This is a genomic window from Roseomonas sp. 18066 (genome assembly GCF_902706185.1).
GTDB lineage: Bacteria > Pseudomonadota > Alphaproteobacteria > Acetobacterales > Acetobacteraceae > Pseudoroseomonas.
In genome coordinates this window covers 24,777-41,923 of record NZ_CACSJM010000038.1, presented here as the reverse complement: position 1 = coordinate 41,923, position 17,147 = coordinate 24,777, and the positions used below count along the sequence as shown (strand labels likewise).

Genomic DNA, 17,147 nt, shown 5'->3' with positions numbered 1-17,147 from the left:
GGCCTGGGCCGGCCCGGGGGCGGCGGTCGCGGCGCTGGGGCCGGCGGCGGCGACCGGGCTGGGGCTGCGGCTGCGGCGGCTGCAGGCGGTGCAGCTGGCGGCCTCGGTCGGGCTGACGGCGGCCGCCGTCGCCGCCATCGGCGCGCTGGGCTTCGTCGGGCTGGTGGCGCCGCATATCGCCCGCCGGCTGCTCGGGCACGGCGCCTTCCCTTCCATGGCCGGCAGCGGGCTGGTGGGCGGGCTGCTGCTGCTGGCCGCCGACAGCCTGGGCCGCATCGCCGTCGCGCCGCTGCAGCTGCCGGCCGGGCTGGTGCTGGCGGCGCTCGGCGCGCCCTTCCTGCTGATCCTCCTGGCGCGACGAGGCTGAACCGATGCGACTTCTCCTGGCCCTGGCCTGCTTCCTGATGGTCGCCGCCGCGCCGCGGGCGCAGGATTTCGTCGACGATGCCGGGCGCCGCGTGGCGCTGCCATCCGCGCCGCTGCGCGTCGTCACCCTGCATGACAGCGACCTAGCGCTGCCGCTGCTGGAGCTCGGCGTCACGCCGGTGGCCAGCACCGGCCGGCTCGACAGCGCGGGAAAACCCTTCCTGCGCGGCGCCATGACCCTGGTCGGCACCGATTTCGCCGAGGCCGGCATCGGCTTCCTCGGCATTGGCGTGATCGATGCCGAGGCCGTCGCCTTGGCCCGCCCCGACCTGATCCTGACGCCGGCCGCCGGCGCCACCCCGGTCGCGCAGCTGCAGCGCATCGCGCCCACCGTGGTGATCGACGACACCCGCCGCAGCCTGGCCGAAACCTATGCCCTGCTGGCGCGGCTGGTGGGCCGCGAGGCCGAGGCCGCCCGGCTCGAGCGCCGCTACCAGGCGCAGCTGACAGAGCTCCGCCGCGCCTGGCGGCCGGAGCGGTTCAGCGTCGCGGTGATCTCCGCCCGCGGCGACGGCAAGCTGGCGCTGGACCACACCTATGGCGCGCTGGGCACGGTGCTGCGCGATGCCGGCTTCCGCTTCCCGGCGCTGATCGAGGCCATCCCGCCGCAGCGCCAGGCCGTGGTCAGCCCGGAGCTGCTGCCCGAGCTCGACGCCGATTTCCTGATCGACACCTATCGCAACGACCGGCTGGAGCCGCCCGCCGCCGCGCATCGCCGCCTGGCGCGGGTGCATCCGGAGTATTGCCGCTATCTGCGCGCCTGCCGCGAGGGCCGCTTCCTGGTGCTGCCGCGCGACGAGGCGGTGGCGCTGTCCTATGCCGCGCGCAGCCTGGCCATCGGCATGGTCACCGGCATGCTGGCGCGGCAGGCGGGACCCTAGATCTTCCCCTCCATCAGCGCATGCAGGTCGGCGATCAGGTCGCGCATTTCCGCCTCGGACGGGTCGGTGAAGCCGAAGGCGCGCAGCATGAAGGCACCCTCGGTCGCCATCAGCACCAGCCAGGCGCGGCGGCCCGCCGGCGTCTGCCGGTCCAGCCCGCCGAAGCGCTCCTGATACCAGGTTTTGGCGCTGGCGATGTGGTCGCGCGCCTCGATCAGCGCGGCCAGCATGCCGGCGGCGCGCGCCTGGCCGGCTTCGTCCAGGTCCAGCGACACGGCGATATGCGCCCGCACCGCCTCAAGCGGGCTGGGCGAGGGGCCGGCGATCGCCGCGACCTCGGCGTCGTAGTCGCGCGACCAGCGCGCCTCCATCATGCGGATCAGGTCGCCCTTGGTGCCGAAGCGCGACTGCACCCCGCCCTTGGAAATGCCGGCGGCGCGGGCCACGGCGTCGATGGTCAGCGCGGCGGTGCCTTCCTTCAGCAGGATGGCCTCGACGATGTCCAGCACCCTGTCGCGGTCGATCGATGGCGGGCGACCCATGCGGCCTCCTTGACCTAGTTCAAATACATACGTATGGATTTATAAGATCCGGCCAACAGGCCAGCAAGCGCCGCCGGACCATGACGCCCCAGACCCCCGGTGACCAGCATGCCCCGCCGCCGTTTTCTCCCTGTCCTCCTGCTGCTCGCCGCCTGCGGCGAGACGGCGGCGCCGCCCCAGGCCGCGCCGCCGCCCAGGGTCGGCGTCGTCGCCGTGCAGCCGCAGCCGACGCCGCTGGTCTTCGACTATGGCGGCCGCGTCACCGCCTTCCGCCAGACCGAGGTGCGCGCCCGCGTCGGCGGCATCCTGCTGCAGCGCGCCTATGCGGAGGGCGCGGCGGTGCAGGCGGGCGCTGTGCTGTTCCGCATCGACCCGGCGACCTATCAGGCGGCGGTCGACCTGGCGGCGGCGCAGCTGCAGGAGGCCGAGGCCGGGCTGGAGCGCGCCCGCCGCGACCAGGCCCGCACCGCGGCGCTGGCCCGCGCCAGCGTCGGCACCCAGCGCGACCGCGACGACGCCGTCTCGGCCCTGGCCCAGGCCGAGGCGCAGCTGGCCGCCGCCCGCGCCCGCCTGGCCAGCGCCCGGCTGGAGCTCGGCTACACCACCGTCACCGCGCCGATCGCCGGCGTCACCAGCCTGGAAGCGGTGCCCGAGGGCAGCCTGATCGGCACCGCCGAGGGCAATTCGCTGCTGACCCGCATCACCCAGCTCGATCCGGTGCATGTCGGCTTCGCCTTCAACGCCGCGGACCTGGCGGCGCTGGGCGGCGCGGAGCTGCCGGCGGAGGTGGTGCTGGACGGCGCCGTGGCCGCCCGGGGCCGCGTCAGCTTCACCGAGGCGACGGTCGATGCCGCCACCGGCACGGTGCGCGCCCGCGCCACCTTCGCCAATCCCGACCGCCGGCTGATCCCCGGGCAATTCGTCCGGCTGCGCGTCGCAGGCCCGGCGCGGCCCGCCTTCCGCATCCCGCAGGCGGCGGTGCAGCAGGATGTGCAGGGCGCCTTCGCCTATGTCGTCGGCCCCGACGGCAAGGCCGGGCGCCGCGCCCTGCGCCTGGGCCGCATGCTGGCGCGCGACTGGATCGTCGAGCAGGGGCTGCAGCCCGGCGACCGCGTCATCGCCGAGGGGCTGGTCAGGGTCACCGAAGGTGCGGTCGTCGAGGCGGTGGAGGCCCGGCCGTGAGCGCCCGCTTCTTCATCGAGCGCCCGGTGCTGGCCGGCGTGCTGTCGATCCTGATCGTGCTGGCCGGGCTGGTGGCGCTGCCGGCCCTGCCGGTCGCCCAATATCCGCAGATCGTGCCGCCGCAGGTGCAGGTGGCCACCAGCTATTCCGGCGCCGATGCCGCCACCGTGGCGCAGACCGTGGCGGCGCCGCTGGAACGCGCCATCAACGGCGTCGACGGGCTGATCTACATGCAGTCGGTCAATACCGATGGCGCCATGTCGCTCAGCGTCAGCTTCGAGATCGGCACCGATCCCGACCAGGCGACGATCAATGTCAGCAACCGGGTGCAGAGCGTGCTGGCGACCCTGCCGGCCGAGGTGCAGCGCGTCGGCGTCACCGTCAGCAAGCAGTCCAGCGCCTTCCTGGCCGTGGTCTCGCTGACCGCGACGGATGACCGCTTCGACGAGATCTTCCTCAGCAACTATGCGCTGCGCAACGTCATCGACGAGGTCAAGCGGATCCGCGGCGTCGGCAATGCCGCGCTGTTCGGGCAGAAGGAATATGCCATGCGGGTCTGGCTGCAGCCGGAGAAGCTGGCGCAGTTCGGGCTGACCGCCTCCGACGTCTCGGCCGCCATCCGCGAGCAGAACCAGCAATTCGCCGCCGGCCAGATCAACGCCGCGCCCGGCGCCGGCGGCGCCTACACCTATGCCATGACCGCCGAGGGCCGCCTGCCCGATGCCGCCGCCTTCGGCGAGATCATCCTGCAGGCCCGCGCCGACGGCTCGACGCTGCGGCTGCGCGAGGTCGCCCGGGTGGAGCTCGGCGCCCAGCAATACGACTTCGTCGGCACCATGAACGGCCGGGCCAGCGCGCCCTTCGGCATCTATCTGCAGCCGGGGGCGAATGCGCTGCAGACCATGGCGGCCGTCACCGCGCGGCTGGACGCGCTGGCCGCCGCCATGCCGCAGGGAATGGAATACTCCATCCCCTACGACACCACGACCTTCGTCCGCGTCTCCATCCAGCAGGTCATCGCCACCTTCCTCGAGGCGGTGGCGCTGGTCGTCGTCGTGGTCTTCCTGTTCCTGCAGAGCTGGCGCGCCACGGTCATTCCGCTGATCGCCATCCCGGTCTCGATCATCGGCACCTTCGCCGGCATGTATGCGCTGGGCTTCAGCATCAACATGCTGACGCTGTTCGGCCTGATCCTGGCGATCGGCATCGTCGTCGACGACGCCATCGTGGTGGTCGAGAATGTCGAGCGGCTGATGGCCGAGGAAGGCCTGCCGCCGCGCGCCGCCGCCATCAAGGCGATGGAGGAGGTGACCGGGCCGGTCATCGCCATCGTGCTGGTGCTCTGCGCGGTCTTCATCCCCGTGGGCTTCCTCGGCGGATTGTCGGGCGAGCTCTACAAGCAGTTCGCCATCACCATCTCGGTCTCGGTGATCCTGTCGGGGGTCGTGGCGCTGACCCTGACGCCGGCGCTCTGCGCGGTGATGCTGAAGCCGGGGCATGGCCGGCCGCTGCTGCCCTTCCGCCTGTTCAACCGCGGCTTCGACCGCGTCACCGCCGGCTATGCCGCCGGGGTGCGCTTCTTCCTGCGCCGCTCGCTGCTGGGGCTGGCCTGCTTCCTGCTGGTCTGCGGCCTGACCTTCGGCCTGTTCCGCAGCGTCCCCGGCGGGCTGGTGCCGGAGGAGGACCAGGGCATCCTGCTGGTGGCCTGGTCGATGCCGCCGGCGACCGCGGTCGACCGCACCGCGGCCTCGGGCGCCGAGATCGAGGCGATCCTGCGCGCCGACCCGAATGTCCGCTCGGTGACCGCCTTCGCCGGCTTCAACCTGCTGTCCAACGCCGCCAGCACCAGCGCGGGCGCGGCCTTCGTCGAGCTGACCGACTGGTCGGCGCGGCCCGATCCCGGCCAGGATGCGCGGCAGCTCGCCGGGCAGTTCTTCGGCGCCCTGTCCGGCCTGCGCGACGCCTTCGCCATGGCCTTCAACCCGCCGGCGATCGACGGCATGGGCGCGGTCGGCGGCTTCGAGATGAAGCTGCTGGACCGCGGCGGCGCCGGGCCCGAGGCCATGGGCCAGGCGCTGCAGGCGCTGCTGCAGGCGGCCGGGCAGCGGCCGGAGCTCGCCGGCCTCAGCACCACGCTGCAGAGCAACGTGCCGCGCTACCGGCTCGACATCGACCGCGACGCGGCGCGGGCGCGCGGCGTCACGCTGGCGGCGCTGTTCGAGACGGTGCAGAGCACCTTCAGCAGCCTCTACGTCAACGACTTCTCGCTGATGGGGCGCAACTACCGGGTCAACCTGCAATCGGACGCCGAGTATCGCCGCGCGCCCGAGGACCTCGACCGCGTCTTCGTCCGCGCCGCGGGCGGCGAGCTGGTGCCGGCCAGCGCCATGCTGCGGCTGACCCGTGTCGTCGGCAGCGACATGGCCGAGCGCTTCAACGCCTATCCGGCGGCGACCATCAACGGCGCCGCGGCGCCCGGCTATTCCTCCGGCCAGGCGCTGCGGGCGATGCAGCAGGTGGCGGCCGCGGTGCTGCCGGCGGGCTTCGGCATCGCCTGGACCGGGGCGGCCTATCAGGAGCTGGCCGGCGGCAATGCCGGGGCGCTGGCGCTGGGCTTCGGCATCGTCATGGTCTTCCTGATCCTGGCCGCGCAATACGGCCGCTGGTCGCTGCCGGTGGCGGTGCTGCTGGCGGTGCCCTTCGGGCTGTTCGGCGCGCTGCTGGCCGTCTGGCTGCGCGGCATGACCAACGACATCTATTTCCAGGTCGGGCTGATCACCCTGGTCGGGCTGGCGGCGAAGAACGCCATCCTGATCGTCGAGTTCGCGGTGCTGGAGCGGCGCGCCGGCAAATCGGCGGGCGAGGCGGCGCTGGCGGCGGCGCGGCTGCGCTTCCGGCCGATCGTCATGACCTCGCTGGCCTTCATCCTGGGCTGCCTGCCGCTGGCGCTGAGCAGCGGCCCGGGCTCCGGCAGCCGGCTGGCGATCGGCACGGCGGTGGTCGGCGGCATGCTGGCCGCGACCTTCCTGGCGGTCTTCCTGATCCCGCTTTTCTATACGTGGTTCGCGGGGAAGGCCGAGGCGGCGCCCGTCCCCGCGAAGGAGGTCAGCTCACCGTCAGGCTGAGCCGCTTCACCAGCTGCTGGTGGCGGTCGTGTTCGGCGTGGTGGGAGGCGGCACAGACAGCGATCGGGTGGTAGTCATCTTGCCGCACCGGCGGGGTCTGGTCGGTGAAGACGGTGATCTGCCTCGCCGCCATGCAGCACCTTGGGATGGATCGGCACCAGGTCGCCGGGGGCGCAGGCCAGCGTGACGATGTCTTTCAACGGCGGCTGCCAGCCGCGCGGCGGCCTGGCGGCGGCGACGTCGTCATCGGCCAGAAGATGCGAGCCGGGCAGGAAGGCGGTGGCGCCGCCTTCCTCCGTCATGCCGTCGGGGCAGAGCATGGCTGTTCCCAGGCGCCGGTCGTTCCGCAGGCCGGAATATCGGCCTTGCCCCGAGGCGCCGCGGCGCCGCAGCCTGCGGGACGACAGGGCGCCGCCGTCCCGGCCGCCCCCCGGCAGGAGGCCTCGCCATGACGACCCCCCGACCGACCCGGCTGCGCCGGCGCCAGGCCGCGCTGGCCGCGGCTGGCCTGCTGCTGGCCGCCGCCGCGCCGCCCGCCGCGGCGCAGACCCTGCGCATCGGCGTCGGCGCGCCGGCCACCTCGCTCGACCCGCATTTCCACAATAACGGGCCGAACAACGCGCTGACCATGCATCTGTTCGACCGGCTGGTGGAGCGCGACGCCCAGGCCCGGCCGCAGCCGGCGTTGGCCGAAAGCTGGACGCAGATCTCCGACACCGTCTGGGAATTCTGCCTGCGCCGCGGCGTCGCCTGGCATGACGGGCGGCCCTTCACCGCCGACGACGTGCTGTTCAGCTTCGAGCGCGCGCCGCTGGTGCCGAACAGCCCGGGCGGCTTCGGCGCCTTCCTGCGCATGGTCGCCAAGGCCGAGGCGGTCGACCCCCATACCTTGCGCATCCACACCCGCCAGCCGCATCCGCTGCTGCCGGTCGACCTGGGCTCGGTCAGCATCGTCTCGCGCCATGCCGGGACCGGGGCGGGCACAGAGGACTACAACAGCGGCCGCGCCGCCATCGGCACCGGCCCCTATCGCCTGGGCGAGTACCGCCCCGGCACCGCCGCCCTGCTGCTGCGCAACGAGGCCTGGTGGGGCGGGGCCGAGCCCTGGGCCCGGGTCGAATACCGCTTCCTGGCCAATGACACCGCGCGCACCGCGGCGCTGCTGGCCGGCGATGTCGACGTGATCGACCAGATCCCCAGCAGCGACCTGGCCCGGCTGAAGCGCGACCCGAAGGTGACGGTCAGCGAGATCGCCAGCCTGCGCACCATGTTCATCGCCCCCGTCCACAGCATCGCCGGCAATTCGCCCCAGGCCACCGACCATGCCGGCCGGCCGCTGCCGCAGAACCCGTTCCGTGATCTCAGGGTGCGCCAGGCGCTGTCGCTGGCGATCCAGCGCGACGCCCTGGTCGACCGGGTGATGGAGGGCGCGGCGCAGCCCACCGCGCAATGGCTGCCGGCCGGCGCCTTCGGCCACAACCCGGCGGTCACGCCCACCCCCTTTGATCCCGACCGCGCCCGCGCGCTGCTGGCCGAGGCCGGCTACCCGGAGGGCTTCCGCCTGACCCTGACCACGCCGAACGACCGTTGGCCCAATGATGCGCGGCTGACCCAGGCGGTGGCGCAGATGTGGACCCGGATCGGCGTGCGCACCACGGTGGAGGCGCTGCCCTATTCCGCCTTCGTGCCGCGGCGGACCCGGCAGGAATTCCTGGTGCAGATGGCGGCCTGGGGCAGCTCGACCGGCGAGGCGATCAACTACCTGGTCTCCATCGCCGGCACCGGCGACCGGTCGCGGCTGACGGGGGCTGCCAATATGTGGGGCTGGTCCGACCCGGCGCTGGACGCCATGACGGCCGAGGCCTCCGCCACGCTGGACGATGCGGCGCGGGAGGCGCTGCTGCGCCGGGCGGTCGCGCATTACGACGCGACCACCCCCTATATCCAGCTGCTGCAGCTGACCAACAGCTGGGGCCTGCGCCGCGGCCTGGCGCATGACCCGCGGATGGACGAGCGCACCGTCGCCATGGGCATCCGCCTGGCGCCCTGAAGCCTACCGCGCCACGGGGTCGAGCGTCGCCAGCAGCCAGCGGGCGATGGCCGTGGCGCGGGCGTCCATATGCGGCTGGCCGATCACCTGGATGCCCATCGGCAGGCCGTGCACGCTGGTCAGCGGCACGCTCACCGCCGGCGCCCCCAGCGCCGAGGTCGCGGCATTGTAGGCGATGTCGCCGGTCGGGCGCGGGTGCAGCGGCTGGCCGGGGATGTCGCCGCCCCAGGCCGGGGCCGGGCCGGGCGAGGCGGGCGCGATCAGCGCATCGGCCAGCGGGGCCAGCGCCGCCAGGTGCCGCCGCGCCGTCTCGCGCTGCTGCAGGCCGAGGCGGTAGCGCTCCAGGTCCATGGCCTCGCCGACCGCATGGCGGCGCCGCAGCCGCTCGCTGACGCCGTCGGGCGACTGCGCCAGCAGGCTGCGGATGCTGCTGAGATTCTCGAAGGCGCAGATCTCGTTGGTCATCGCCTTGGCGCCGGCGATGCTCTGCTCGAAGGCCTCGATCCAGGGATGGTCGCCACGCTCCAGCACCTCGACGCCGGCGGCGCGCAGCTGCGCCAGGATGGCCTCGAAGGCGTCGCGGGCGGCCTCGTCCAGCATGGCCCAGCCCTCGGCCTGCAGCACGATCAGCCGGGCCGGGCGGGACGGGGCAGGGGGTGTCGCCGGGCCGAACAGGCCGGGCATGCCGGGGTCGCCGCCGACCCGCCGGGCGATCTCGATCGCCACCTGCCACATGTCCTCGGCCGCATTGGCATGCACGCCGGCGGTGGCCTGCGACAGGGTCTGGCGCTCGCCGCGGTTGATCGCGCCCTGGGTCGGCTTCAGCGCGATATTGCCGCAATAGCTGGCCGGGCGGATGATCGAGCCGCCGACCTGGGTGCCGATCGCCGCCGGCACCATGCCCGCCCCCACCGCCGCCGCCGAGCCGGAGGAAGAGCCGCCGGGGGTATGGCCGGGATGGAAGGGGTTGGTGGTGGGGCCGGGTTCCGACATGCCGAGCTCGGTGGTCACCGTCTTGCCCAGGATGACGGCGCCGGCGGCGCGCAGCGCCTGCACCAGCGCCGCGTCGTGCTTCGGGAAATTCCCCTTATAGGCGGCGCAGCCCATCTGGGTCGGCATGTCCTGCGTCGCGATCAGGTCCTTGATGCCGATCGGCATGCCGTCGATCAGCGACAGCGGCCGCCCGGCCTGCCAGCGCGCGGTGCTGGCATCGGCCGCGGCGCGGGCGCCTTCCTCGTTGATCACCACCCAGGCCTGCACCTCCGGCTCGCGCGCGGCGATGGTGGCCAGGCACCGTTCCAGATAGGCGCGCGGCGTGTCGGCGCCCTCGCGGAAGCCGGGCACCGCGTCGTGGAAGCCGGGGCCGGGTTGCTGCCGCAGGTCGTAGCCCGCCTTCTGCGCCGCGCTCATCGCCATTCTCCTGGACTTTGGAACAGGGACCGAGGCTAGGCGCCGAGGAACAGCCGCTTCAAGCCAGGGCATTCCGGCCAGCGGAATCCGGGTTCAGGCCGGGGCGACATGCCCGTTCAGCCGCGACAGCGTGGCGGCGCGCTGCATCAGCAGCCCGGCGAAGCGCGCCTCGTCGCCGGCGGCGAAGCGGGCGCGCGGCAGGGTGATGCAAAGGTCGCCGACCACGCGCTGGCCGGCGCCGAAGACGGGCGCGGCCATGCCCACCGCATCGCGGGTCTGCTCGCCGCGGGTCAGCGCATAGCCACGGGCGCGGATCTGGGCCAGGCGCTCGGCCAAAGCCGCGCCCCGCGGCGGCGCGCGGCCGTCCAGCGGGCAGGGCCCGGCGCGGCGCAGCACCTGCTCGACGGTCTCGGGCCGCAGCCAGGCCAGCAGGCACAGGCCGGTCGCGCCCCAGAGCAGCGAGCGGGCGCGGTGCATGCGGATCGGATAGGGCAGCGGCAGGGCGGCCGCCGCCTTGTCGACGAACATCATGCTGAGGCTTTGCGGCAGCAGCAGCCCCAGCATGCAGGTCTCGGTGGTCTGCCGCGCCACATCCTGCAGCATCGGCCCGGCCAGGCGCAGCATCCCCGCCTTGCGCGCGGCCAGGGCGCCGAGCCGGCTGAACTCGCCGCCGACGCGGTAGCGGCGATGCGCGGCGCGCTCGACCAGCCCGGTCTCCAGCAGCTGGTCCAGCAGCCGGTGCAGCGTGCTGGGCGGCAGTTCCAGGCGCTGCGACAGCTCCTTGATCGACAGGCTGTCGCCGGCCTCGGCGAAGGCGCGCAGGATCTCGGCGACCCGCGCCACGACGCCCTGGCTGTCCCGTGCCTCCGCCCCCATCGCCCCGCCCCCCGGACCGTGCCCGCGCAATGTGGCCAGCCCGGGCGGCGGAGATCAAGCGATGCTCAGCGCCAGCCCAGCGCCGGCGCCACGTGCTTCAGCACCCCCTCGATCACATGGGCGCAATAGTCGACGCCCAGCTGGTTGGGGATGGTCAGCAGCAGGGTGTCGGCCTCGGCGATGCCCTCGTCGCCGCGCAGCTGCTCGATCAGCTTTTCCGGCTCTCCCGTGTAGCCGCGGCCGAAGATGGCGCGGGTGCGGTCGTCGATGAAGCCGACCTGGTCCTGCTCCTTGGCGCCGCGGCCGAAATACTCGCGGTCGCGGTCGTCGAGCAGCGGGAAGATGCTGCGGCTGACCGAGACGCGGGGCTCCCGGACGTGGCCGGCCTCCTTCCAGGCCTCGCGATAGGCGCGGATCTGCTTGGCCTGCTGGATGTGGAAGGCCTCGCCGGTCTCGTCATCCTTCAGCGTCGAGCTCTGCAGGTTCATCCCCTGCTTCGCCGCCCAGACCGCGGTCGCGTTCGAGCCGGCGCCCCACCAGATGCGGTCGCGCAGCCCCTCCGAATGCGGCTCCAGCCGCAGCAGCCCCGGCGGGTTCGGGAACATCGGCCGCGGGTTCGGCTGCGCGAAGCCCTCGCCCTTCAGCAGCTGGTGAAAGACCTGGGCATGGCGGCGGCCCATCTCGGCATCGCTCTCGCCGGCGATCGGCTCATGGCCGAAATGGCGCCAGCCGTCGATCACCTGCTCCGGCGAGCCGCGGCTGAGGCCGAGCTGCAGCCGGCCGCCGCTGATCAGGTCCGCCGCCCCGGCATCCTCGGCCATGTAGAAGGGGTTCTCGTAGCGCATGTCGATGACCGCGGTGCCGAGCTCGATGCTCTTGGTGCGCGCGCCCATCGCCGCCAGCAGCGGGAAGGGCGAGGCCAGCTGGCGGGCATAGTGGTGCACGCGGATATAGGCGCCGTCCGCGCCGAGCTGCTCCGCCGCGACGGCGAGGTCGATGGACTGGGTCAGCACGTCGGCGGCCGAGCGCGTCGCCGAATGCGGCGAGGGCGTCCAATGGCCGAAGGACAGAAAGCCGATCTTCTTCATGGCGGTCGATATCCCTGACGGCGGGGACAAGCGCCCCGCCGGAATAGGTTTGGTCGACCGCCTATATGCGTCCCCTGGCGCCGGCTGCCCAATCACCGGCGCCAATGATGGTCATGCCGTGCCGAAGCCGGAGCCCGGCTTGCGGTATTCTGACCGCGGCGGGCTGAAGATGTCGAGCACCCGCGCGCCCTCCGGCCCCGCCCGCATGGTGTGCGGCACGCCGCCGGGGGTGCGCCAGAAGTCGCCTTTCTTCACCGCGATCTCCTCGCCGCCCTGGACGCGCACCGCGCTGCCGTCGAGCAGCACGCCCCATTGCTCCTCGGGGTGGGCATGCAGCGTGCCCTCGGCGTTGGGGGCGATGCTGACGATGGAGAGCATGGCCTGCTCGCCGGCGAAGATGCGGGTGGTCAGGCCGGGGGCCAGCTCGCGGACGATGCCGCCGATCCCGTCATCGAGGTTGTGGAACTCGTCGGCCTGGCGCTTCGGGGCGTCGGTGGTGCTCATGTCGGCGAATGTCCCAGGGCTTGGCGGAAGCGGTTCTTGACGTGGACGCCGTCACGCGGCGGCAGCACGCGCGGCCAGTTCTTCGGCTCGATCTTGACGGTGGCGAGATGCAGCCCGGCGCGGGCGTGGAGGCGGCGGCGCAGCGGCTCGATGCCCTGCAGCTCGGCGATGGTCTCCGCGCCCGGGAAATCCAGCGCCGCGGCGATGCGGGCCAGCTCGACGCCCATGCCGGCATGGCTCGGCTGCATGCCGGTCTCGCCGTAATGGCCGTTGTCGAGCACGACGATGGAGAGATTGGCCGGGCGGCGCAGCGCGATGGTGGCCAGCGCGCCGAGGCCCATCAGCTGCTCGCCATCGCCGGTCAGCACCAGCACCGGCCGGTCGGGCTGCGCCCGGGCCAGGCCGAGCCCGACCATGGCCGCGCTGCCCATCGCCGCCCACAGGTAGAAATTCAGGTCGTGGTCGCCGGCCGCCATCAGGTCGTAGGAGGGCGAGCCGAGCGCCGAGACCACCAGCAGATCGCCGCGCTCCCGCACCAGGGCAGCGACGACGGCGCGCCGGTCGAGGGTTCCACCGGCGGTCACTTCACCCACTCCTTCTCGCCGATCAGCCGCTGGCCGAGCAGCAGCGCGCAGGACGCCTCGCCGGCGAAGGCCATGGTCGCCGCGCCGCGCAACAGGGGAGAAACGTCGGCTGGTACATCGGCGCGCCAGGTCATGACGCCCATCTGCTTCAGCACCGGCTCCGTCGCCTGGCCCATCGGGTTCTGCCAATGGTTGAACTCGGCCCAGTCGCCGCGCATCGTCACCACCATCAGCAGCGGGAAGCGGATGCAGGGCTGCAGCGCCAGGGTGTTGATGCAATTGCCGACGCCGCTGGACTGCATCAGCAGCGCGCCGCGCTCGCCGCCCAGCCAGGCGCCGGCCAGATAGCCGATGCCCTCCTCCTCGGTGGTCAGCACCACGGCCTGGATCTCGGGGTCGGCCTCGGCCAGGCGGATGGCGGTGGCATGGCCGGCATCGGGGACGTAGCAGATGTGGCGCACGCCGGCGGCCTTCAGCACATCGAAGACGTCGCGCTGCCAGGCGGCGGGCGCGGTGTCGACGCTCTCGGAAACCATCCGGCTTTCCCTCCCTGCTTCTTTGCGGGAAGTGAGCCACGGATCGGCCCGTCGCGGAATTACAATCTGGCGCTGCCGGCTATGCCGGGATGTGATCGCTGGTGGCGTTCAGATGGGCGACAACCCGGTCCAGCGCCGCGGCCAGGCAGCCCTTGAAGAAGTGATCGGCGCCGGGGAAGACGGTCACGGGGTGCATCGTCGCCCGGCCCCAGTCGAGCAGCGAGGCGAGCGGCGCCATGGTGTCGTCCTGGCCATGCAGCAGCAGGGTTCGCCGCGGGATCGGCAGGGCCTCGTAGTCGCGGCCGCCGGGGACCAGACCGACCGGCAGCCCCATCAGCACGATCGCGGCGGCCGGGCTTTTTTCCTCCAGCGCGCAGGCGAGGCGGGCATAGACATGGGCGCCGAAGGAGAAGCCGACGAGCGCCAGGGGCAGCCCCGGATGCTCGGCCCGCAGCGTCTCGGCGATCAGGAAAGCGTCTTCGGCCTCGCCGATGCCCTCGGCATAGCTACCCTCGGAGCCGTCGACGCCGCGAAAGCTCGGCCGCACCGCGATCCAGCCGGCATCGCTCAGCCGGCGGGCGATGGTGTGCGGCACGATATGGCGCGGCGAGCCGCCCAGCAGCGGCTGCGGATGGCTGACCAGCACGATGCCGCGGGGTGCGCCCGCAGGCTCTGTGATGGTCAGCTGGATCTGGCCGGCCGGGCCTTGGAGAAAACGCTGCTGGGGGCGGGGCGTCGACATGCCTGGGACATACAGGCTTCCGCGCGCCGCCTCCAGCCTCGGCCCGCCGGCTACTCCGGCTGGTAGTTGACGCTGCGCAGCAGCTCGCCGGCACGGTTGATCTCGGTGGCGATGAACTGCTTGGTCTGGTCGATGCTCTCGGTCACCGGCTCCAGCACCTGGCGGGTCAGGCGCTCGACCATCACCGGCTCGCGCATCGTCTCCTGCATCAGCGCATTGACCCGGCCGCAGATCTCGGCCGACGTGCCCTTCGGGCCCCAGACGCCGTACCAGGACTGGAACTCGTAGCCCGGCAGCCCGCCCTCGGCCATGGTCGGCACGTCGGAGGCCAGCGCCGAGCGCTGCGCCGTGGCGATGCCCACCGCATTGATCTTGCCGTCGCCGCGCGCCGGCAGCAGGGCGAAGCAGGGGTCGATCAGCAGCTGCACGCTGCCGCCCATCAGGTCGGTCAGCGCCGGCTGGGTGCCGCGATAGGTGACCATGTCGAGGTCGAGCCCGGTGCGGCGCAGGAACTCGATGGTCGCCAGGTGCCCGGCCGAGCCCAGCGAGGAGATGGCGATGTTCCATTCGCGCGGCTTGGCCTTCGCCGCTGCCAGGATTTCCGGCAGGGTCTTCTGCGGGCGGGTGCCGGAGGAGACCATGACCAGCGGCGCCTTCGCCGTGCGCGCCATCACCTCCAGATCCTTCTGCGGATCGAAGGTGGCGCCCTTCAGCACCAGCGGCATCACCGCCGTGTTGAAGGCCGAGGCGAGGATCGTGTAGCCGTCATTCGGCGCCGTCAGCACCGCATTGGTGCCGATCAGCCCGGCGCCGCCGGTGCGGTTCTCGGCGACCGCCGTGGCGCCGAGCTTTTCCGTCAGGCGCTGCGCCAGCAGCCGGCCGAGCGTGTCGTTGGCCGCCCCGGGCGGCCAGGGGATGATGACGCGGATCGGCTTGCCGCGCGGCCAGGATTCCTGGGCCTGGATGGCCGGCGAAGCGAGCAGGGAGGCCGCGGCCGCGCCGGTGCCCAGCAGCAGAGAACGCCTTTTCATGGCTTTGATTCCCGTTTTTCAGTCTTGGACGTTCAGAGGCGGCGCCGGGGGGTGACCGGCGCCGCGAAAGCTCAGGCCTGGGCGAGCTCGCTCGCCTGGGCCTCGGTCAGCGGCAGCAGCGGCGGGCGCAGCCGCATCCAGCCGGCATCCCCGGTGCGATGCGCGGTCATCGCCTTCAGCGACGCCATCTGCGGATATTTCGACGCCTTGTTGCGGGCGGCGACGATGCGGGCCTGGGCGGCATCGACCTCGGCCGCCTTGGCGGCGTCGTTGGCATGCGCATAGACGAAGGCCAGGTCGCGCGCGACCAGGTTGGAGGTGGCGGTGATGCAGCCGGCGCCGCCCTTGCGCCGCAGCGGCAGCAGCAGCGGATCGGCCCCCGCCAGCACCGAGAAGCCCGGGAATTTTGCCACCATGGCTTCCATATTGGCGAGCTCGCCGGAGGAATCCTTGATGCCGACCACGGTCTCGGGGAAGGCGGCCAGCAGGCGCTCGATCACCGCGTGGCTGATCGGCACGGCCGACATCTGTGGGATGTGGTAGAGCACCACGCGCAGCCGGCTGTCGCCAATGCGCTGCAGGATTTCCGAATAGGCGGCGAAGACGCCGTCATCGGAGACGCCCTTGTAGTAGAAGGGCGGCAGCATGACGACGGTGGTGACGCCGCAGGACAGCGCGTGCTTCGTCAGCGCGACGGTCTCGGTGAAGGCGGCGACGCCCGTCCCGGGCAGCAGCTTTTCCGGCGCCACGCCGGCGGCGACGGTCGCTTCCAGCAGCGCCTGCCGCTCGGCGACGGAGAAGGAGTTGGCCTCGCCGGTGGTGCCCAGAAGAGCAATGCCGTCGCAGCCTTCGGCCAGCAGCCACTTGGCATGCGCCGCGAAGGCCGCGTGGTCGGGGCTCAGATCCGCGTCGAGCGGGGTGAGGGCGGCGCTGAAGACGCCGCTCGGGCCACGCAGGGCAGTTGTGGTCATGCGGCGGTCTCCTTGACCCAGGCCTCGGCCACCGAGACGTATTTGATGGCCTGGCGATAGACGGTGTAGGCGATGTGCAGCCGGCCATCCGCCGTCTGCGTGATCGAGGGGTAGGAGAATTCGCGGTTCAGCCCCTCGCGCGAATTGTTGGTCATGCAGTAGCCGTCGCCGGTCTCCAGGTTGCGGCGATGCGGCCAGGTCCGCCCGCCATCCTCGGAGATCGCCAGCGTCATCGGCGCGCGCGGCACGCCCCAGAAGGTGCTGCGGCGGCTGGCGTCGATGGCGCCGACCACCTTGCCGTCGTCGGTGTCATCCTCGATGTCGTCATAGAGCGACAGGCGCCGCTCGGTGGCATCCGCCGCGCTGCTGGCATTGAAGACCATGGCCAGATGGCCGTTCTGCAGCCGCGCCACCTGAATGGAAGAATTATTGTTCGGCAGCTCGGTGGGCTCCGGCGCGCTCCAGCTCTGGCCGAGATCGCTGGAGCGGGAGACATAGACATTGTCCGCCCAGCGGCTGCGGTAGAAGGCGGCGAGCGTGCCGTCCTGCAGGTCGAGGATGTTCATGTGCACGCAGCCCAGGCTGTCGGGCACGGCGACTTCCTTCCAGGTCCGGCCTTGATCAGAGGAGATCATGACCGCGCTGGTATCCTCGTCGCCGACCCATTTGCGGCCCGGCGTGCTGGTGCAGATCCAGATCGGCAGCAGCCAGTCGCCATTGGACAGCACGGTGACCGGCTGGCGCATGAAGGTGCCGCCGCCCGGGCGCTCGCCGAACAGCGTCGCGATCGGGCCCCAGCTGCGGCCGTGGTCGATGGAGACGCGGCGACGGACGATGGCGGTGTCCTGGTTGCCGGAGATCTGCGCGGTCCAGATCAGCCAGAGCTCGCCATTCGGCGCCGGGAAGAGCAGCGGGTTCTGCTCCGAGCGGGTCGGGTCGTCCGACAGCCGCACCGGCGCCGACCAGCGGTCGCCCTCGAGGCGCGAGAAGTAGGCCGAAATATCCGGCACGCCTTCCTGGGTGCCGCCGAACCAGACCAGGCCGAGCGAGCCGTCGGCCAGCGGCGTCAGGTTGGCGGCATGGCTCTGCACCGTCGCCGGCGGCAGGTAGCATTCGCGGCGCGCGGCATCGTCGGGCGCGGCCAGCACGTGACCGGTCTCGCCGAGCGCCAGCTTGCCGGAGGAGTCGGTGCTGATCAT

Annotated in this window: 17 protein-coding genes; 5 read left to right on the top strand and 12 right to left on the bottom strand. The window is 72.3% G+C overall.

Annotated elements, in window-relative coordinates; genetic code table 11:
* Both GVN67_RS10290 and GVN67_RS10285 read left to right on the top strand, forming a co-directional pair.
* The coding region (locus tag GVN67_RS10290; RefSeq protein ID WP_159995485.1) for an iron chelate uptake ABC transporter family permease subunit at positions 1-367 on the top strand (367 nt) is incomplete at its 5' end.
* Between the two features lie 4 nt (positions 368-371).
* Positions 372-1,307 (top strand): ABC transporter substrate-binding protein, encoded by a 936-nt coding sequence (locus GVN67_RS10285; RefSeq protein WP_159995483.1) that lies wholly within the window; start codon positions 372-374, stop codon positions 1,305-1,307.
* Here the strand turns inward: GVN67_RS10285 and GVN67_RS10280 are convergent.
* Positions 1,304-1,849: a TetR/AcrR family transcriptional regulator gene (locus GVN67_RS10280; protein WP_159995481.1), complete on the bottom strand. Its 546-nt coding sequence runs from the start codon at positions 1,847-1,849 to the stop codon at positions 1,304-1,306. The two genes, GVN67_RS10285 and GVN67_RS10280, sit on opposite strands and share 4 nt — an antisense overlap.
* A gap of 108 nt (positions 1,850-1,957) precedes the next feature.
* On the opposite strand from GVN67_RS10280, the gene GVN67_RS10275 reads away from it, so the two are divergent.
* Entirely contained in the window at positions 1,958-3,031 is a 1,074-nt protein-coding gene (locus GVN67_RS10275) for an efflux RND transporter periplasmic adaptor subunit (RefSeq protein ID WP_159995479.1), read from the top strand.
* Positions 3,028-6,156, top strand: a complete 3,129-nt coding sequence (locus GVN67_RS10270; protein WP_159995477.1) for an efflux RND transporter permease subunit — start codon at positions 3,028-3,030, stop codon at positions 6,154-6,156. Before GVN67_RS10275 ends, GVN67_RS10270 begins: the two co-directional genes overlap by 4 nt.
* Before the next feature lie 74 nt (positions 6,157-6,230).
* Here GVN67_RS10270 and GVN67_RS10265 read toward each other — a convergent pair whose 3' ends face one another.
* Positions 6,231-6,488: a phytanoyl-CoA dioxygenase family protein gene (locus tag GVN67_RS10265; RefSeq protein ID WP_255430384.1), complete on the bottom strand. Its 258-nt coding sequence runs from the start codon at positions 6,486-6,488 to the stop codon at positions 6,231-6,233.
* A 116-nt stretch (positions 6,489-6,604) separates the two neighbouring features.
* On the opposite strand from GVN67_RS10265, the gene GVN67_RS10260 reads away from it, so the two are divergent.
* Entirely contained in the window at positions 6,605-8,206 is a 1,602-nt protein-coding gene (locus GVN67_RS10260; RefSeq protein WP_159995473.1) for an ABC transporter substrate-binding protein, read from the top strand.
* A 3-nt stretch (positions 8,207-8,209) separates the two neighbouring features.
* Here GVN67_RS10260 and GVN67_RS10255 read toward each other — a convergent pair whose 3' ends face one another.
* The 10 genes from GVN67_RS10255 to GVN67_RS10210 form a co-directional block, all read right to left on the bottom strand.
* The gene (locus tag GVN67_RS10255; protein WP_159995471.1) at positions 8,210-9,616 is read right to left on the bottom strand and encodes an amidase; all 1,407 of its coding nucleotides are present in this window, start codon (positions 9,614-9,616) and stop codon (positions 8,210-8,212) included.
* A 93-nt stretch (positions 9,617-9,709) separates the two neighbouring features.
* Complete coding sequence (locus tag GVN67_RS10250; RefSeq protein ID WP_159995469.1) at positions 9,710-10,492, bottom strand: IclR family transcriptional regulator; 783 nt, start codon at positions 10,490-10,492, stop codon at positions 9,710-9,712.
* A 65-nt stretch (positions 10,493-10,557) separates the two neighbouring features.
* Positions 10,558-11,580, bottom strand: a complete 1,023-nt coding sequence (locus GVN67_RS10245; RefSeq protein WP_159995467.1) for an LLM class flavin-dependent oxidoreductase — start codon at positions 11,578-11,580, stop codon at positions 10,558-10,560.
* A gap of 111 nt (positions 11,581-11,691) precedes the next feature.
* Positions 11,692-12,084 carry a cupin domain-containing protein gene (locus GVN67_RS10240; protein ID WP_159995465.1) on the bottom strand — a complete coding sequence of 131 codons (393 nt, stop codon included), beginning with the start codon at positions 12,082-12,084 and terminating at the stop codon, positions 11,692-11,694.
* Positions 12,081-12,668 carry a thiamine pyrophosphate-dependent enzyme gene (locus tag GVN67_RS10235; RefSeq protein WP_200845214.1) on the bottom strand — a complete coding sequence of 196 codons (588 nt, stop codon included), beginning with the start codon at positions 12,666-12,668 and terminating at the stop codon, positions 12,081-12,083. The genes GVN67_RS10240 and GVN67_RS10235 overlap by 4 nt, the downstream gene beginning before the upstream one ends.
* Entirely contained in the window at positions 12,665-13,204 is a 540-nt protein-coding gene (locus GVN67_RS10230; protein WP_159995461.1) for a thiamine pyrophosphate-binding protein, read from the bottom strand. The genes GVN67_RS10235 and GVN67_RS10230 overlap by 4 nt, the downstream gene beginning before the upstream one ends.
* Before the next feature lie 79 nt (positions 13,205-13,283).
* Positions 13,284-13,946: an alpha/beta hydrolase gene (locus GVN67_RS10225; protein WP_159995459.1), complete on the bottom strand. Its 663-nt coding sequence runs from the start codon at positions 13,944-13,946 to the stop codon at positions 13,284-13,286.
* A gap of 50 nt (positions 13,947-13,996) precedes the next feature.
* Positions 13,997-14,977 carry a tripartite tricarboxylate transporter substrate binding protein gene (locus GVN67_RS10220; RefSeq protein WP_159995457.1) on the bottom strand — a complete coding sequence of 327 codons (981 nt, stop codon included), beginning with the start codon at positions 14,975-14,977 and terminating at the stop codon, positions 13,997-13,999.
* A gap of 71 nt (positions 14,978-15,048) precedes the next feature.
* The gene (locus GVN67_RS10215) at positions 15,049-15,948 is read right to left on the bottom strand and encodes a dihydrodipicolinate synthase family protein (RefSeq protein ID WP_159995455.1); all 900 of its coding nucleotides are present in this window, start codon (positions 15,946-15,948) and stop codon (positions 15,049-15,051) included.
* Positions 15,945-17,147, bottom strand: coding sequence for an exo-alpha-sialidase (locus GVN67_RS10210; protein WP_159995453.1), 1,203 nt, complete (start codon positions 17,145-17,147; stop codon positions 15,945-15,947). The genes GVN67_RS10215 and GVN67_RS10210 overlap by 4 nt, the downstream gene beginning before the upstream one ends.

Bases quoted from the DNA above. Each gene is read 5' to 3' on its own strand.
- GVN67_RS10285 (WP_159995483.1), top strand. From the start codon at position 372: ATGCGACTTCTCCTGGCCCTGGCCTGCTTCCTGATGGTCGCCGCCGCG.
- GVN67_RS10280 (WP_159995481.1), bottom strand. From the start codon at position 1,849: ATGGGTCGCCCGCCATCGATCGACCGCGACAGGGTGCTGGACATCGTC.
- GVN67_RS10275 (WP_159995479.1), top strand. From the start codon at position 1,958: ATGCCCCGCCGCCGTTTTCTCCCTGTCCTCCTGCTGCTCGCCGCCTGC.
- GVN67_RS10260 (WP_159995473.1), top strand. From the start codon at position 6,605: ATGACGACCCCCCGACCGACCCGGCTGCGCCGGCGCCAGGCCGCGCTG.
- GVN67_RS10255 (WP_159995471.1), bottom strand. From the start codon at position 9,616: ATGAGCGCGGCGCAGAAGGCGGGCTACGACCTGCGGCAGCAACCCGGC.
- GVN67_RS10250 (WP_159995469.1), bottom strand. From the start codon at position 10,492: ATGGGGGCGGAGGCACGGGACAGCCAGGGCGTCGTGGCGCGGGTCGCC.
- GVN67_RS10245 (WP_159995467.1), bottom strand. From the start codon at position 11,580: ATGAAGAAGATCGGCTTTCTGTCCTTCGGCCATTGGACGCCCTCGCCG.
- GVN67_RS10240 (WP_159995465.1), bottom strand. From the start codon at position 12,084: ATGAGCACCACCGACGCCCCGAAGCGCCAGGCCGACGAGTTCCACAAC.
- GVN67_RS10230 (WP_159995461.1), bottom strand. From the start codon at position 13,204: ATGGTTTCCGAGAGCGTCGACACCGCGCCCGCCGCCTGGCAGCGCGAC.
- GVN67_RS10225 (WP_159995459.1), bottom strand. From the start codon at position 13,946: ATGTCGACGCCCCGCCCCCAGCAGCGTTTTCTCCAAGGCCCGGCCGGC.
- GVN67_RS10220 (WP_159995457.1), bottom strand. From the start codon at position 14,977: ATGAAAAGGCGTTCTCTGCTGCTGGGCACCGGCGCGGCCGCGGCCTCC.
- GVN67_RS10215 (WP_159995455.1), bottom strand. From the start codon at position 15,948: ATGACCACAACTGCCCTGCGTGGCCCGAGCGGCGTCTTCAGCGCCGCC.
- GVN67_RS10210 (WP_159995453.1), bottom strand. From the start codon at position 17,147: ATGATCAGCACCGACTCCTCCGGCAAGCTGGCGCTCGGCGAGACCGGT.